This is a genomic window from Pseudarthrobacter phenanthrenivorans, from assembly GCF_036455295.1.
In the GTDB taxonomy this organism is placed as follows: domain Bacteria; phylum Actinomycetota; class Actinomycetes; order Actinomycetales; family Micrococcaceae; genus Arthrobacter; species Arthrobacter phenanthrenivorans_C.
In genome coordinates this window covers 1-16245 of the sequence record NZ_JAYXNX010000003.1, presented here as the reverse complement: position 1 = coordinate 16245, position 16245 = coordinate 1, and the positions used below count along the sequence as shown (strand labels likewise).

At 67.8% G+C, this 16245-nt stretch carries 15 protein-coding genes; 6 read left to right on the top strand and 9 right to left on the bottom strand.

The window, feature by feature from the left end; all coding sequences use genetic code 11:
- Positions 1-92 precede the first annotated feature (92 nt).
- The 6 genes from VXJ37_RS04345 (at position 93) to VXJ37_RS04320 (ending at position 6696) form a co-directional block, all read left to right on the top strand.
- Positions 93-1856, top strand: a complete 1764-nt coding sequence (locus VXJ37_RS04345; RefSeq protein WP_331321839.1) for an L-lactate permease — start codon at positions 93-95, stop codon at positions 1854-1856.
- A gap of 67 nt (positions 1857-1923) precedes the next feature.
- The gene (locus VXJ37_RS04340) at positions 1924-2676 is read left to right on the top strand and encodes a FadR/GntR family transcriptional regulator (RefSeq protein ID WP_331321838.1); all 753 of its coding nucleotides are present in this window, start codon (positions 1924-1926) and stop codon (positions 2674-2676) included.
- Positions 2677-2693: 17 nt separating this feature from the next.
- Positions 2694-5537 (top strand): FAD-binding and (Fe-S)-binding domain-containing protein, encoded by a 2844-nt coding sequence (locus tag VXJ37_RS04335; RefSeq protein ID WP_331321837.1) that lies wholly within the window; start codon positions 2694-2696, stop codon positions 5535-5537.
- Positions 5538-5627: 90 nt separating this feature from the next.
- Positions 5628-6260 (top strand): hypothetical protein, encoded by a 633-nt coding sequence (locus VXJ37_RS04330; protein WP_331321836.1) that lies wholly within the window; start codon positions 5628-5630, stop codon positions 6258-6260.
- Positions 6260-6421 carry a hypothetical protein gene (locus VXJ37_RS04325; RefSeq protein ID WP_331321835.1) on the top strand — a complete coding sequence of 54 codons (162 nt, stop codon included), beginning with the start codon at positions 6260-6262 and terminating at the stop codon, positions 6419-6421. The genes VXJ37_RS04330 and VXJ37_RS04325 overlap by 1 nt, the downstream gene beginning before the upstream one ends.
- Positions 6422-6468: 47 nt before the next feature.
- Positions 6469-6696 carry a PLDc N-terminal domain-containing protein gene (locus tag VXJ37_RS04320; RefSeq protein ID WP_331321834.1) on the top strand — a complete coding sequence of 76 codons (228 nt, stop codon included), beginning with the start codon at positions 6469-6471 and terminating at the stop codon, positions 6694-6696.
- Here the strand turns inward: VXJ37_RS04320 and VXJ37_RS04315 are convergent.
- The 9 genes from VXJ37_RS04315 to VXJ37_RS04275 form a co-directional block, all read right to left on the bottom strand.
- Positions 6693-6965 carry a hypothetical protein gene (locus VXJ37_RS04315; RefSeq protein ID WP_331321833.1) on the bottom strand — a complete coding sequence of 91 codons (273 nt, stop codon included), beginning with the start codon at positions 6963-6965 and terminating at the stop codon, positions 6693-6695. The two genes, VXJ37_RS04320 and VXJ37_RS04315, sit on opposite strands and share 4 nt — an antisense overlap.
- A gap of 172 nt (positions 6966-7137) precedes the next feature.
- On the bottom strand, positions 7138-8250 hold the full coding sequence (locus VXJ37_RS04310) for a DUF2891 family protein (protein WP_331321832.1): 1113 nt from the start codon (positions 8248-8250) through the stop codon (positions 7138-7140).
- Positions 8251-8271: 21 nt separating this feature from the next.
- Positions 8272-9243 (bottom strand): DUF979 domain-containing protein, encoded by a 972-nt coding sequence (locus VXJ37_RS04305; protein ID WP_331321831.1) that lies wholly within the window; start codon positions 9241-9243, stop codon positions 8272-8274.
- Complete coding sequence (locus VXJ37_RS04300) at positions 9240-9953, bottom strand: DUF969 domain-containing protein (protein ID WP_331321830.1); 714 nt, start codon at positions 9951-9953, stop codon at positions 9240-9242. Before VXJ37_RS04300 ends, VXJ37_RS04305 begins: the two co-directional genes overlap by 4 nt.
- Before the next feature lie 211 nt (positions 9954-10164).
- On the bottom strand, positions 10165-10842 hold the full coding sequence (locus VXJ37_RS04295; RefSeq protein ID WP_331321829.1) for a GntR family transcriptional regulator: 678 nt from the start codon (positions 10840-10842) through the stop codon (positions 10165-10167).
- 83 nt (positions 10843-10925) lie between these two features.
- Positions 10926-12683, bottom strand: a complete 1758-nt coding sequence (locus VXJ37_RS04290) for an acetyl/propionyl/methylcrotonyl-CoA carboxylase subunit alpha (RefSeq protein WP_331321828.1) — start codon at positions 12681-12683, stop codon at positions 10926-10928.
- Positions 12676-14343: a 5-oxoprolinase/urea amidolyase family protein gene (locus tag VXJ37_RS04285; RefSeq protein ID WP_331321827.1), complete on the bottom strand. Its 1668-nt coding sequence runs from the start codon at positions 14341-14343 to the stop codon at positions 12676-12678. Before VXJ37_RS04285 ends, VXJ37_RS04290 begins: the two co-directional genes overlap by 8 nt.
- Before the next feature lie 2 nt (positions 14344-14345).
- Entirely contained in the window at positions 14346-15104 is a 759-nt protein-coding gene (locus VXJ37_RS04280) for a LamB/YcsF family protein (protein WP_331321826.1), read from the bottom strand.
- A gap of 83 nt (positions 15105-15187) precedes the next feature.
- Complete coding sequence (locus tag VXJ37_RS04275) at positions 15188-15649, bottom strand: phosphotransferase family protein (RefSeq protein WP_440589774.1); 462 nt, start codon at positions 15647-15649, stop codon at positions 15188-15190.
- Positions 15650-16245: the final 596 nt, after the last annotated feature.

Below are 16245 nucleotides of genomic sequence, written 5' to 3'. Positions count from 1 at the left end.
GGAAAGGTGAAGCGGCTCACACATTCGGGGAAAGATGGGCTACACTTCCGTGGTCAGACCATTGTGGTCTGACCAAACAACCCTCGCCCTCAATGTGGAGGAACTCCGTGGACCACTTCACCCCCAGCACTGATCCGGTGCTGAACAGCGTTGCCTGGTCGGCCATCGTCGGCCTGTTGCCGCTGCTGACCTTCTTTGTCCTGCTCGCCGTCGCCAAGACCAAAGCCCACGTGGCCGGGGCGTTTGCCCTGCTGGTGGCCCTGGCCGTGGGCATCCTGGCCTTCAAGATGCCGGCTGGCCTGGCCCTCCTGTCCGCAACACAGGGCGGGGTCTTCGGCGCCTTCCCCGTGCTGTGGATCGTTGTCATGGCCGTCTGGCTCTACCAGGTGACGGTGCTCAGCGGCCGCTTCGAAGACCTTCGACGCGTCTTCGACGTAATCGGCGGCGGCGACGTCCGCCTGCAGGGTGTCCTCATCGCCTTCTGCTTCGGTGGCCTCCTCGAGGCACTTGCCGGATTCGGCGCACCGGTGGCCATCACCGCCACCATGCTGCTGGCCCTGGGCCTTCCGCCGCTCCGGGCCGCCGCCGCCGTGCTGGTGGCCAACACCGCTCCGGTCGCGTTTGGCGCCATGGCCATCCCGATCACCACCGCCGCCGGGCTCACCGGCCTCCACGCCACGGACATCGGCGCCATGGTGGGCCGCCAGGCGCCACTGCTGGCAACCTTCGTCCCGCTGATCCTGCTCTTCATCCTGGACGGACGCAAAGGCTTGAAGGACTGCTGGCCTGCTGCGCTGGTCATCGGGTTCTCCTTCGCCGCCGCACAGTTCCTCTGCTCCAACTTCTTCTCCTACGAACTCACCGACATCATGGCCTCGCTGGTGGGCCTGGGCGCCGCTGTGGTGTTCTTCCGGCTGTGGAGGCCCAGGGGCACTGCGGCGGCACGCGACCGGCTCGGCGTCGCCGCAGAGGCCGTTGCCGCCGGTGCCGCACAGGGCACCCAGGGTGGTGGCAGCACTGTCCGTAAGGGCGGCGTCGCCACTGCAGAAGCTGCCGACGGCGAGGCCCTCACCCCCGCACGCACGTGGCTCGCGCTGTTTCCCTACTTCCTGGTCATTGTGGTGTTTGGGGTCGCCAAGCTCTGGAAGCTCGGCGTCGACCTTCCCGCCGCCCTCGCCGCCACTGACATCAAGATCCCGTGGCCGGTCCTCCATGACGCCTTGGTGGGTACCGATGGCAAACCGCTGTCCTCCACCACCTACGTCTTCCAGTGGCTGTCCAGCCCCGGCACCCTCCTGCTGATCACGGGCCTCATTGTGGCTATCGTCTACGCCCGCTTCGATGACCGCGGCCGCTTCCACATGACCGTGGGTGACGCCGTGGCTGAAATCGGACGGACCATCTTCAAGATGCGCTGGGCCGGCCTGACCATCATCACGGTGCTCGCCCTTGCCTACGTCATGAACAACTCCGGCCAGACGGTCTCGATCGGCGTATGGCTTGCCGGCACCGGCAGCTTCTTCGCGTTCCTCTCCCCCGTGCTCGGCTGGCTGGGCACGGCCGTGACCGGATCGGACACCTCCGCGAACGCCCTGTTTGCCAAGCTGCAGCAGACCGCCGGCGTGAACGCGGGCATCGACCCCAACCTGCTGGTGGCCGGCAACACGGCCGGCGGGGTGGTGGGCAAACTCATCAGTCCGCAAAACCTCGCCATTGCCGCCACCGCCGTCAACCTTGACGGCCAGGAATCGGTGCTTCTGCGTAAGGTAGTCGGATGGAGCGTGGGGTTGCTGGTGGTGCTGTGCACCATCGTCTACCTGCAGTCCACTCCCGTCCTGGGCTGGATGCTTCCCTAGCCCAACTGCCCGCGCAAAACGGGGTGCGGGTCATGAGGCCCGCACCCCCCACCCCTGAGGATCGCCCGTGACCACCGCCGCAGCCGCAGCAGCCCCCCGCCGTCGAACGCATGACACGCTGCTGAAGGACATTGAAGCTGACTTGCGGGCCGGCAAAATCAAGGTCGGCGACCGGCTCCCCGGCGAACGGACCCTGGCGGAAAACTACGGCATCTCGCGGGCCTCCGTGCGCGAGGCCATCCGGATTCTCGACGCCATGGGCGTGGTCCGCAGCTCGGTGGGTTCCGGTCCCACGTCCGGTGCCATTGTTGTCTCCGACCCGTCCGCGGGGCTTTCGTCCGCCCTCCGGCTGCACGTTGCCAGCAACCGCCTGCCGGTCCAGGACATCGTCCAAACCCGTATCCTCCTGGAAACCTGGACTGCCCGCGCAGGGGCGGAGCGCGAGGGCGGCGACGCGGAGCGGGAACAGGCGGCCCAACTGCTGGAGGCGATGGACCACCCCGGGCTTGAGCGGGCAGCCTTCCATGAGCTGGACGCCAGGTTCCACGTGGCACTGAGTTCACTCGCGGGCAACGAGGTGATGGCCACCATCATGGAGTCGCTCAGCGGCTCGATCGTCGGCTACGTCAAGGGCGCCATGGACGCGATGGAGGACTGGCCGGACGTCCTGGAAGTCCTGCGCGCCCAACACCACGGAATCTTCGATGCCGTCCAGTCCCGGGACGGGGAGCTCGCCGCCCGCCTGCTGCGCGAGCACATCGAATGGTTCTACCAGCGGGCAGGGGACGCCACCGCGCCCCAGCCCGGCACAGTTACCTGAAATTTTTGGAGCCCCGAATGCGAACCCCCACGGCAGGAGCCGGAACACCCATCGATCAACTGGACCTGGACACCGTAAGCACGCGGGACCTGGACCGCCATGCCCTGGCACACGATGCATCGCACTACCTCCTGGTCCCGCAAGGAATAGCCACGCCACGCAATGCCGCCGACGTCGGAGCACTGTTGCGCCGCAGCCGGGAGCTCGGGATTCCCGCCACCTTCAGGTCCGGCGGAACCAGCCTCTCCGGCCAGGCGCTCAGCGACAGCCTGCTGATCAACACCCGCCAGCATTTCCGCGGCATCGAGGTGCTCGACGGCGGCGCCCGGGTACGCGTCCAGCCCGGCGCCACGGTGCGCAGCGTCAACGCCCGGCTCGCCGCCTTCGGCCGCAAGCTCGGACCCGATCCCGCCAGCGAGATCGCCTGCACCGTGGGCGGTGTCATCGCCAACAACTCCTCCGGAATGGCGTGCGGCACCGAGTTCAACACCTACCGGACGCTGGAATCGATGGTGCTGGTACTGCCTTCGGGTACCGTCGTTGACACCGCCGACGCCGATGCGGACAACCGGCTGCGCGCGCTGGAGCCGGAACTTCATGAGGGGCTGCTGAGGCTGCGCCGACGGGTGGTGGGCAGTGACGAGTCCGTCCGCATCATCCGTTCACTGTTTTCGATGAAGAACACCATGGGCTACGGCGTGAACTCCTTCCTGGACTACGAACGTGCAGTGGACATCCTCATGCACCTCATGATCGGCAGCGAGGGCACGCTCGGCTTCGTGGCCGAGGCCGTCTTCCGGACCGTCGAGGTGAAACCGGCCGTCGCCACCGGGCTGCTGGTATTCAACACCCTCGAGGCGGCGACGACGGCCCTGCCGGACCTCGTCTCCACCGGCCTTGCCACCATCGAACTCATGGACCCGGCGGCGTTGAAGGTTGCCCAGCGTGCCCCCGACGCCCCTGCTGCCATCCGCGCGCTGCCGGTGCAGGGACACACCGCACTGCTGGTGGAACACCAGGGCTCCGATGCCGGGGAGCTGTCCGGTAAGCGGGCAGCCTCCCAGCCGCTGTTCGACTCGCTTGATTTGGCCGCGCCCTTCGCACTGACGTCGGACCCGAAAGACCGGGCTGCCCTCTGGCACGTCCGCAAAGGCCTGTACACAGCCGTGGCCGGGGTGCGCCCCTCGGGAACCAACGCGCTGCTGGAAGACATCGTGGTCCCGGTCCCCGCCCTGGCGGGCACCTGTGGCGAGCTGACGCGCCTCTTCAATGAGCACCGCTACGAGGAATCCGTGATCTTTGGCCATGCCAAGGACGGGAACGTCCACTTCATGCTCAATGAGCGCTTCGACGATCCGGCCCAGCTCCTGCGATACCAGGCCTTCACTGACGAAATGGTGGACCTGGTCCTGGGTGCTGGCGGCTCGCTCAAGGCCGAGCACGGCACGGGCCGCATCATGGCGCCTTTCGTCCGCCGCCAGTACGGCGACGAACTCTATGCCGTCATGCAGGAGATCAAGCGGCTGATCGACGCACCCAACCTCCTGAATCCGGGTGTCCTGCTCGCCGACGGGCCGCTCTCCTACATCGAGAACCTGAAGGTGGCCCCCACCGTCGAGGAGGAGGTGGACCGCTGCGTCGAGTGCGGCTACTGCGAACCGGTCTGTCCCAGCAAGGACATCACGCTGACCCCCCGCCAACGCATCGTGCTTCGGCGCGACATCGCTGCCGCAGAGCAGCGCAGTGACCATGCCCTTGCCGCCGCCCTGCGCAAGGACTACGACTACGACGGCGTGCAGACCTGCGCCGCCGACGGCATGTGCGTCACCGCCTGCCCGGTACTGATCAACACCGGAGACCTGGTCCGGAGGCTGCGCAAGGAAAACGCCAACGCCGTCGCCGCGGCCGGCTGGAACAAAGCCGCCGGAAACTGGGGTGCCGTCACCACTGCCGGTGGGCTGGCCCTAACGGTAGCCAAAGCCATGCCGGCTCCACTGCCCAAGGCCGCGACCGCCGTCGGCCGTTCCCTGCTGGGACCGGAGGCAGTGCCCGCCTACGCCACGGTACTGCCCGGCGGTGGTTCCAAGCGGCGTGCACGCGCGGAAGCAGGCAGCATCGCTGTGTTCTTCCCTGCCTGCATCGGCACCATGTTCGGCCCGGCGGACGGACCGGAGGGCCAAGGGAAGGGTTCTGCCCAGGCGTTCCTGGACCTCTGCGAACGCGCCGGCGTCCGGATCACCGTTCCGGAAGGCATCGAGAGCCTGTGCTGCGGCACCCCGTGGAAATCCAAAGGCTTCTCCCAGGGGTACGAAGCCATGACCGCCAAGGTCCTGGACCGTTTATACGAGGCCAGCGACCGGGGCGAACTGCCGGTGGTGTGCGATGCCGCCTCCTGCACCGAAGGCCTGGACACCATGAAACGCCTTGCGGCGGCGGACGGCGAACGGTACGCGGGGCTGCGCTTTGTTGACTCGGTGGAGTTCGTGCACCAGCACGTCCTGGGCCGCCTCACGGTAACGGCGCCGCTGGGTTCGCTCGCACTGCACCCCACGTGTTCGTCCACCCAGCTGGGGACCAACCCCGCCCTGCACGAGATTGCCGGGGCCGTCACGGATGAGGTGTTCGTGCCACTCAACTGGGGTTGCTGCGCCTTCGCCGGCGACCGCGGCCTGCTGCATCCCGAACTGACCGACTCGGCGACGGACCGGCAGGCCCGCGAAATCAACGAGCGGGAGTTCGAGGCCTACGCCTCCACCAACCGCACCTGCGAGCTGGGCATGTCCAAGGCCACCGGCCACTCCTACCGCCACTTGCTGGAGATCCTCGAGGAGGCCACGAGGCCCCTGAGGGATCACCGCTAGACTGGCCGGGCAAGGACGGATTGGGGGATCCAGGGCGGCGCTGCCGCTGTTCCGCTGGTCGGTCGCCGCCAGCAGACCCAAGGACCACCGATGACCTTCTTCCAGGACTTTCCCGTCCCTCCCCTGCCGCCTCGGCCGCGGTCAACCAGGCACGTCCCGCCCCCTTGGGTGGCTGCACCCGCCTACGAACTGCCTGCCGTTGTCCATCTGGGCCTGTTCGTGAGCCGGACGCCGGGAATGGTGGTGGCGGTCAAAGGTGCCGAAGTCTTCTCCAGCGGGTGCCTGTTCAGTCTGTCCTGGCTCTTCCGCCGGACCGATCAATCGGATAGTGACTGGGACGATTTGCAGCCGCTGTTCTTCCAGCCCGGCAGGGGCTTTCGCGGGGGCAGCGGGCGGCAGACCGGACTGATGTTCGGCGTCCAATTCCCTGACGGTACAAAAGCGAGCACCGGCAGCCAAAATCCGTACGGGTTGGTGGAACCGGGCACCGACCCGGAGCCTCCGGTCCTCGCCTTGAACGGCGGCGGTGGCGGCGGGGGCGATGAGGAGTTCTCCGGCAGCGGCACCCTCTGGCTGTGGCCGCTTCCGCCTGCCGGCGACCTCCGGCTGGTGTGCCAGTGGACGGATCTCGGCCTGGAGGAAAGGTCATTGATGCTCGACGGCGGGACCTTGCGTGCGGCAGCCGGCAGCGTTCAGCCCTACTGGCCGAAGAAGGAGCACTGATGGGCGACCTGACTGGGCTTGTCCTGTTTGCGCTATTCGGAGCGGTCTTTTTCTACATCCTGTACGGCGTGATCCGCGCCGCGGTCCGCGACGGGATCCTCCAGGCCGATGAGCGGCGCAGGCACCGTGCCGCCGAACAGCCGGAACGGCTCGGCGGGTAGTGCCACCGGCCCGCGCTGGAGGGCCGGAACCGGCGCATACTGGTCCTATGAGCGCGGCAAGTGTTAACGCGTTGCTCCCCTGGCTGGTCCTCATTCCTTGCCTGGCCGTCTGGGCATACAGCCTGGTCGACTTCAGCAACACCGACGAACGGGACATTCGGACCTTCAGCAGGGAGGTCTGGCTGGTGCTCCTTGTCCTCGGCAGCGTGGTGGGCGGACTTGCCTGGCTTGTGGCCGGACGGCCACGCCCACCTGGCGTGCGCCGTCGTACCTAAACGCCGTCCTCCAGCACGGTGACGATGCTTCCGTACCCCTGCAGGAACATGCGCCGGCCCTGGCCTTCGTCCGTCCACACCCAGATGACGGAGTAGTCGGAGGTCACGGCATCCACCACGCCGGTACCGGACACGGTTCCCTCCGCAAAGCGGACCCGGTCCCCCACGGCCAGCCGTGGATGCCTGGTCCGTTTCCTCCTGGGCTTGAGCGTGGCGGTTTGCCCTGCCGTTGCAGGGTCTGAGGTGCAGGTGCTGACGTGCTGGCGCATGGGCTTCCTCTGGGCTCGCGGGCGGACGGTCAGCTCATTACGACCCTGCCCGCTGCTCCCAGGTCACGCACTTGGCGTGGTGGGAAAAGACTAACGCGGCGGTGCCCAGATGGGCACCGCCGCGTCCGTTCAAACCGAGTGTGACTGCTTCTTCCCGCGGACTGCCCGACGGTCAGTCCAGCGCCGCCACGGATCCCAGCGCGTCCCACGCAAAGCTGGCCAGCCAGTGGGTGGACATGAAGTCGCCGCTTTCCAGCCCGCGGAGCCCGGCCTTGAGTAGCGGATCCAGCGCCTCGCCGAGCACTGCGGCGGCGGCGGAAGCCTCAGGCTTGGCGGATTGGCCAAGTGTGGCGATGATCCGTGCCACCTGTCCCGCACGGGTCAGGTTCAGCCCGTGCAGGTGCACCAGGTAGCCGTCGGTCTCGTCCGTCACGCTCACCGGCTGCAGGATCCGCGACTCCGCGGAAAGGCCAAGGAGGAACGCCGCGAACCAGGCGGCGAACTCGTCGGCGGACAGGACGCGGCGCATCAGGTCCGCCTCGCTCAGGCCGGCGGAGAGGAAGTCCTGCCCGCTGAGCTCCCAGTCGCCCGGCCAGTTGCGGTCATCAGCGAACCAGGTGCGGGCCGCGTCCTCGCACGCCGCGGCGGCATCAGCGCGGCCCAGCGAGCGGAACGCGTCCAGCATGTAGCCCACGCCGAACGCGGCGTTGGTGTGCAGCCCGTGCCGCACCGGATACTGCGCCTTGGCCATCCAGGCGGCGCTGAGGTTGGCAACGGCATCCACCAAGGGCTCCAGGGCGGTGCCCCATTCACGGAGCTGCGCATCGGAGGACGCGGAACACGTGGCGGCCAGCCGCATGAGCCAGGCCCAGCCGTAGGGCCGTTCCCAGGACGGGTTGGCCAGCAGGTAGTCCCGCTCCACCGCCAGCTTGGCCGGGGTGAGGTTGGCCCCCAAAGCTTCCCGGAGCGCCGCCTCGGTGGAGGCATCCACCCAGGCCGCCGGGCCGCCGTCGGACGCCCCTTCTCCAGCAGCCCCGTCCCCCGCAGCCCCGACAGAAGGTGCTCCGGGGGTGCCGCCCAGGAGGCTGGCCCCCAGCCAGTGCATGTGCACGCATGAGTGCCAGTCGAAGGAGGTGTAGAAGGCGGGATGGATCTGCTCCGGGGTGGGCCTGTCGTCCGCGGACACCTGGGTGTGGTGGGCCGAATGCGGGAAGGGCTCGGAAAGGTTGCCCAACACCACGGTTGCGTAGTCCGGGGCCGCCTGTGCGCGGAGGTCGTTGTCCATGGTGCTCCTTTGCGGGAAGGGTTAGTGGAAGGCCAGGAAGTACATCAGCGCGATGTTGACCGCCAGCAGCGGGATGGCCGTTCCCACCTGCGCCGTGATGACGCCGTATTTGTTCTTCATTTCCAGCAGCGCTGACGGCACCAGGTTGAAGTTGGCGGCCATGGGGGTGCAGAGCGTGCCGCAGAAACCGGCGAGCATGCCGATGGCGAAGACGATGGCGGGGTCGCCGTGGAAGGTCTGCACCAGCACGGGCCAGCCGATGGCCGCGGTCATGATGGGGAAGGCCGCGAAGCCGTTGCCCATGAGTACCGTGAACAGGAACATGCCGATGCAGTAGACCAGCACGCCGGCGATCAGGGAGCCCTTGGGCAGCAGCCCGGAGGCCAGGTTGCCCACTGCAGTGCCCACGCCGGCCTTGGTGAAGAGGATGCCCAGGGTGGTGAGCATCTGCGGCAGCAGCGCGGCCCAGCCGATGGACTCGAGGATGCGGCGGCTTTCGAAGATGGGCGTCGCCGGGTTCTTGGGCTTGAGGATCAGGAGGGCGACGACGACGGCGGCCACGGCGCCGATGGCCAGGGCTACCAGCGTGGTGTTCTTGGGATCGAGCAGCGGGGTGCCGCCGATGGTCAGCACGGGGGCGGCGAGCACCAGGATCACGGTGACCAGCGGGAGGGTCAGGGCCGGGATGAAGAGCTTGTTTCCGAACCGCTTGGCGTAGGACTCCCGCTCGGGACCGGTGGAGGACCGGTGCTTCCCGTGGCCCAGCAGGCCGGTGGAGGCCAGCACCACCAGGATGAGGACGGCGACACCCAGGATCCAGCCCGGTGCTGTGCCCGCCTGGACCCAGGTGCTGTAGAAGAAGCACAGGCCCAGCAGGCCCCAGAAGGCGGAGCTGCCCCAGCGGCGGGGATGGTGGGTGTCGGCGGCAATCAGGGACGCCCAGGCGACGAACAAGATGCCGATCAGCCAGTAGACGGCTTCAACGTTGATCATTTGGCTTCTCCTGCAGCTTCCTTCTGGGCGGTGAGCTCGTATTCGCGGTATTCCTTGTCCAGCTGCTTGTCCAGGCGCAGGAGCCGGAAGCCGTGGATGAGGAACGCCGCGATGGCGGTGGGGATGGCCCAGAGGGCCAGCTGGAGCGGTTCCAGGTGCAGATGGTAGGTGGTGTCCACGAACGTGGTGATCAGCAGGATGGAGCCGACGGCCACGAACACGTCTTCGCCGAAGAACACACCCACGTTGTCCGCACCGGCGGAGTGGCCCTTGATCTTCTCGCTGATCTTTTCCGGCACGTGGCCGTAGCGGCGCAGCGCTGCGCCTTCAGCCATGGGGAACACCAGCGGGCGCACGGTCTGGGCGTGGCCGCCGATGCTGTTCAGGCCTACGGCGGCGGTGATCTGGCGGACGGCCAGGTAGCCAATCAGGACGCGGCCTGCGGTGAGCTTGGCGAGCCGGCCGATGAGGATCTTGGCTTGCTCCTGCAGACCGAAGAACTCAATGATGCCCACCACCGGAAGTACGGCGACGAAGATGGTGACCGAGCGGCTGCTGGCGAAGCCGGTGCCGAAGGCATCCAGGATCTGCGCCGGGTTCATGCCGCCCAGCAGCGCGGTGACGATGCCGGCGACGGTCACGACAATCAGGGGGTTCAGGCGGATGGCGAAGCCAACGATCACCAGCAGCACCCCGATGAGTACAAGCATGATTATCCCTTCCCAGGGGACCCGTGGTGGGTCTGCGAAAGTGGGGGCCGGCGCGTTGATGCCTCGTTTGGCGGGTGGGGCGGCGCCGAGGGGCGGACGCCCCGTCACGTTGGCGCTGCAGGATTAAGTGAGCTGCAGAACAACGGTGTGATCTAAAGCATAGCTTTTTGTTCAACAATCCTGCAACCCCCTTTTTTCGCGGGGATGCGGCTCAGCGGCCGACGGCGTCCAGCAGCTGGGCTTCCGCCCGGTCCAGGTAGGCGGCCAGGAAGTCCGCTGCCGCGGCCAGTTGCCCGGCTTCCAGGAGGTCAACGATCTTGGCGTTGTCCTCCACGTAGGGCTCGTGGAAGGCTGGATTTGCGGCCATGGAGTGGAACACCAGGCGCATCTCCGCCAGGACCTGGTCCATGAGGCTGTTGAGCCGCTCGCTGCCGGCGCGGTCCACGATGGCGCGGTGGAAGTCCTGGTTGGCGCTGGCCATCCCCGGGATGTCACCCTCTGCTGCGGCGGCCCTGGCGGCCTTGATGATTCCCGCCAGCGCCTCCGTGGAAGCCTCGCCGGACCACAGCACCGCGGCCGGCTCAAGGAAGCGGCGTACCCGGTAGATCTCTCGGATGTCGTCCGCCGTGGGATGGGCCACGAACACGCCCCGGTTGGGGATGCGGGTGACGATGTGCTCGGCGTGGAGGGCGGTGAACGCCTCCCGCAGGGTATTGCGGGACACGCCAAGGGCCTCGCGGAGGGCTTCCTCGGCGAGCTTGGAGCCGGGCTTGAGCTGGCCGGCCGCGATGCGGCTGCGCAGTTGGGCGGCAACCCAAAGTCCGGTTTCGGCGTGCTTTGTGGTCCTGGCCTGGGCCTGCAGGTCGGCCAGTACCTCCTCAAACGTCATGGCTCCACGATATCGGCCCGGGACTGCGTCAGAGGTTCACTGCCGCTGTCCCGGGCCCGGCTCACCGCCATCCGCCCCGGGGCTCACTCGATATTGGCGAGCACCTGGCCTGGCGCCACCGGGTCGCCCGCAGCAGCGAACTGCTCACCCAGGGTCCCCGCGCGGTGGGCGGCCACGGCTGTCTCCATCTTCATGGCTTCGAGCACCAGCACCGTTTCGCCCTCCTCGACCGTTGTCCCGGGCTGCGCCAGCCACTTCACCACGGTGCCGGCCATGGTGGCCAGCAGGTCGCCGTCGTTCTTCTCCGCCTGGGTGTCCGCGTGGCTGTCCGCACCGTCCCTGTCGCTTGCACTGCGCCGGCCGCCGCCGTCGAGCAGCGAATCCAGCAGCGCCTTGGGAAGTCCGAGTTCCATCCGCTTGCCGTCCACCTCGATCCCGATGGTCCGGCGGGGTTCCTCCGGCGCGGCGGGGCTGAACGCGGGGTCCGCGTCGAGGGCCGTGGTGAACTCGTTTTCGATCCAGGTGGTGTAGATGTCCAGACCGTCCGCGCCGATGAAGTCGGGAGCTTCCACCACCGCACGGTGGAACGGCAGCACGGTGGCCAGGCCGCCGATGCGGAGCTCCCGCAGGGCGCGGCGGGCGCGGCGGAGGGCCTGCTGCCGGTCGGCGCCGGTGACCACCAGCTTGGCCAGGAGCGAGTCGAACTGTCCGGGAACCACGGATCCCGCGCGCACGCCGGTGTCCAAGCGGATGCCGGGCCCGGTGGGTACCTCGAAAGACTCCACCGTGCCCGGGGACGGCAGGAAGCCCCGGCCCGGATCCTCGGCGTTGATGCGGAACTCGAACGCGTGCCCGCGCGGTTCCGGGTCTTCCAGGATGGGCAGCTTCTCCCCCGCCGCGATGGCCAGCTGGGCGGCCACCAGGTCCACGCCGGACGTCTCCTCGGTGATGGGGTGCTCCACCTGGAGGCGCGTGTTGACCTCCAGGAAGCTCAGGAAACCGCTGCCGTCCAGCAGGTACTCCACGGTGCCGGCGCCCACGTATCCGGCTTCGCGGCAGATGGCCTTGGCCGAAGCATGGATTTCCGCGCGTTGTTCGGGGGTAAGGAACGGGGCCGGCGCTTCCTCAACGAGTTTCTGGTGGCGGCGCTGCAGCGAGCAGTCACGGGTGCCCACCACCACCACGTTGCCGTGCGTGTCCGCGATGACCTGGGCCTCCACGTGCCGGGGCCGGTCCAGGAACTTCTCCACATAGCACTCGCTGCGGCCAAAGGCGGCCAGGGATTCGCGGACGGCGGAGTCGAAGCTTTCCTCGATGTCGGCGAGGTTCCGGACCACCTTCAGGCCGCGGCCGCCGCCGCCGAAGGCCGCCTTGATGGCCACGGGCAGGCCCACCTGCTCGGCGAAGGCGCGGACCTCTGCGGCGCTGGCCACGGGCCCGTCGCTGCCCGGGGCCAGCGGAGCCCCGGCGCGGACGGCCACCTCGCGGGCGCTGACCTTGTCGCCGAGGAGCCGGATGGTTTCCGGGGACGGTCCGATCCACGTCAGGCTGGCGTCGAGTACGGCCTGCGCGAAGCCGGCGTTCTCGGACAGGAAGCCGTAGCCGGGGTGGACGGCGTCGGCGCCACTTTTGGCTGCGACCGCGAGGATCTTGTCGATGTCCAGGTAGGTTTCCTGCGGCCTGGAGCCAGCCAGCGAGTAGGCCTCGGTGGCGGCGGAAACGTGCAGGGCGTCGGCGTCGGGGTCGGCGTAGACGGCAACGCTTTCCAGGCCTGCATCGTCGCAGGCCCGGGCGATCCGGACGGCAATTTCGCCGCGGTTGGCAATGAGGACTTTACGCATGGGGGGTTTCCTTAAGTGTTTCCGGCAGTGCGGCGGCGGTTTCTGCGGCGGCGAACCGCACGGGGGTGCCCGGGGGAAGCTGGGCGGCTTTGTCCAGGTCGGCATGGACGACGACGGCGATTACCGGGTACCCGCCGGTCACCGGGTGGTCGGAGAGGAACAGGACGGGCTGGCCTTCCGGGGGCACCTGGACGGCGCCGCGGACGGTTCCTTCGCTGGCCAGTTCGCCGTCCCGGTTGCGGGTGAGGGCCTGGCCCTTCAGGCGCAGTCCGATCCGGTTGGACTGCGGGGTGACGGTCCATTCCCGGGCCAGGAAGTCCTGCAGCGTTTCGGCGCTGAACCAGTCCTGGCGGGGTCCGGGGACCACGCGCAGCACGGTGGCCCCTGTTGGGTCCGGGAGGGGTGATGCCTCCGGACGGCCCACGGAGCTTCCCGGCGTGGGCGGGAGCACGGGGAGGATGGTGCCAACCTGCAGCGGCTCCGGCCCAACCCCTGACATGGTGTCTGTGGACCGGCTGCCGAGCGCCTCGGGCCCGCCGATCCCGCCGCGGACCCCGAGGTAGGAGCGAAGCCCTGCCGCGGCGTGGCCCACCGTAAGCTTCTCCCCTGCCAGCAGCGCGAAGGGGGCGCGGCACTCAGGGTGCCGGACCGCCGTCGCGCCTTTGCCTGCCTCCTGCGCCGGAGGCGTGATCTCCAGCGGAACGGCTGCTCCGGTGACAGCCAGGACCTGGTCGGTGAGTGCTTCGAGTTCCAGGCCGCCGAAGAGGAGTTCGATGCCCGCGGCTCCTTCAGCGTTGCCCACCAGGCGGTTGGCGCGGCGCAGTGCCCCGCGGTCCATGGCGCCGGCGCTGCTGACGCCGAGCGATGCGAAGCCCGGGCGGCCCAGGTCCTGCACGGTGGCCTGCAGTCCGGGTTTGCGGACGGCAAGGCCTTCGGTGGCGGGTTCTTCGGTTGATGCCGCGTCGTTACTGGTTTGTTGGTGGTGCGTCAGGGTGGCCTGCTCGCGGACGGCAGTGAAACGGACGGTGTCCCCGGGACGGACCAGGGCGGGGTTCTCCCGGCTGAGGTCCCACATGACCGCGTCGGTGCGGCCGATGAGTTGCCAGCCGCCGGGCGACTGCCGCGGGTAGACCGCAGAGTAGGCGCCGCCCAGGGCGACGGCTCCGGCGGGGACGGCTGTCCGGGGTGAACGCCGCCGCGGGACCTCCAGGCTGCGGTCTTCACCCGTGAGGTAGGCGAAGCCCGGGGCGAAGCCGGCAAACGCTGCAGTCCACAACTGGCCCGTATGGGCGCCCACCACTGCCTCGCGGCCCAGGCCGGTAAGCTCTGCCACCTCGTCCAGGTCCTCGCCGTCGTACACCACCTCGATGGTGACCAGCGCGCTCTCGGTGTCCGCCGGAGCCTCAAGGTCGAGGCTGCGCACGTATTCGGCAACGGCACGGACCGACTCAGGTGAATCGGCGGTGATAAGCACAGTGGTGGCGGCCGCGATGACGTCAATCTGCCCCGGCCGGGGATGGGCGGTGAGCTGGGCCTGGAGGCTGAGGACGGCGTGCAGGGACGGGAGCTCCACCAGGATGGCGCGGTCGCCCGCAGGGCGGATGCCGGTGAGTTCCGTGTGGGGGGCCCTGTTGGCCGATTGCTGCTGTGTGGCGGCCATGGCTAGGCGAAGCTTTGGATCTGGATGCCGGCGTCCTCAAGGGCGGCGCGGACGGCGGCGGCCATCGCCACGGCACCCGGGGTGTCGCCGTGCAGGCAGATGCTTTCCGCTTTGACGGACACTAGCGATCCGTCGATGGCGCGGACCTTGCCGTCCCCGGCCAGGCGCAGGACGTGTTCGACTACGTCACGCACCTCGTGCAGCACGGCGCCGGGTTCGCGGCGGGAGACCAGGGTCCCGTCCGGGTTGTAGGCGCGGTCGGCGAAGGCTTCGGCGACGGTCCGGAGCCCGGCCGCATCCGCCTGGCGCTGGATCTCCGAATTGGGGAGGACCATGAGGGGAAGGGTGGGGTCCACCGCGAGGATGGCGGCCACCACGGCCCCGGCCTGCTTGGGGTGGTTCACGATGGTGTTGTAGAGGGCGCCATGGGGCTTGACGTAGCGGACGGCCGTTCCGGCAGCGAGGGCCACAGCCTGGACGGCTCCGATCTGGTAGACAACGTCGGCCGTCAGTTCTGCCGGCGTCATGTCCACAAACCGGCGGCCGAAGCCTGCCAGGTCCCGGTAGCCGGGGTGGGCGCCGACGGTAACACCGGCTTTCACAGCGGCCTGGCATGTGGCCATGATGCCGACGGGGTCGCCCGCATGGAAGCCGCACGCTACGTTGGCACTGGATACACTCTCGAAAATGGCGGCGTCATCGCCGAAGGACCAGTTCCCAAAGGACTCGCCGACGTCACTGTTCAGGTCGATGGTGGGCATTGTGATCTCCGTCTCGAATTGCTGTTCATTCAAGAATGCCCTAAAAACTCAGATTGTTCAACAATCCAGCGAAGGCGACTGCTTCAGAATCTATGCACGGCATCGTGGAGCATCTGGTGGCCCTGCCTTTCGAACTCGTGATCGCCAACCCTGTATGCCCAAGCGGCCGTGGAAACGGCTTCTCGCAGCTGCATAACCTTCCAGAGCTCACTGTCCCTGGGATCGGAACCGTAGCCCGAGAAGAAGGCTGACTCCAGCAGAGGGTCCGCACGCCACTGCTGTACGGCGAGACGACAGAAATCGCTGGCAGCCGGCCTGAACCCAAACCTGCCAAAGTCGATAACCCTTATTTCACTCCCGTCAACCAGCCAGTTGCGGGGCTGCCAGTCGCCGTGGGTCGGGACAACATCGACCGGCATCGGATCATAGGTGCCGAGTATGGCTCGTGCCATTTCTGCGGCAGACGCTTCGATGCGGTGGGGTTCTCCGAGCCACGCGAGGGCCTTGGCCGTGGCGACCGGCTCATAATGCGGGTCGCTGCACACGTTTTGATCGTGAAATGCGCGAAGGAGGGCACCGGCCTGAACGTACGTCTCCGTCGTATATTTCGGCTTCGGCGCCTTCTACCAAGCGGCCTTCCAGATACTCCAATACCAGGATGTTGGTAACCCGGTCGGCATGTATGAGCTTTGGTGCACGCTTCTGACGCGACAACACATGGACCCATAATTGGTGGGCCCTAATCTCACGCTCAATGTGGTGATTGGCGGGACCGCCGGCCTTGACGATATATCTGCGGCGCCCGCTTTCCATCTCAAGAACCGCGGTATCGATGAGGCCCCAGGAAAGATCACTTACCAGACGTACCCCCGGAAGCCGGGTTTCCACCAGCCCAGCCTGCCGCGCGCTCTGCCGGTTGCCGTGCCAGGACTCCATTCCCGCAGACTACCCGGCCCGGGCCGCTGCCCAACCCTAGACTTGCAGGGTGGCCGATATTGAGGCCCAAGTCCGTACTCATTGATCCCTATCGAACCGACAGGGCCGCCACAACTCCAGGGGCGCCCCCAGGGAACGGCCGTGATGGGGTGGGGCGTCCGTTTGGGTGTGTGGTTGCTTGGTTGTTAAATGTGGGAGGCCCCAA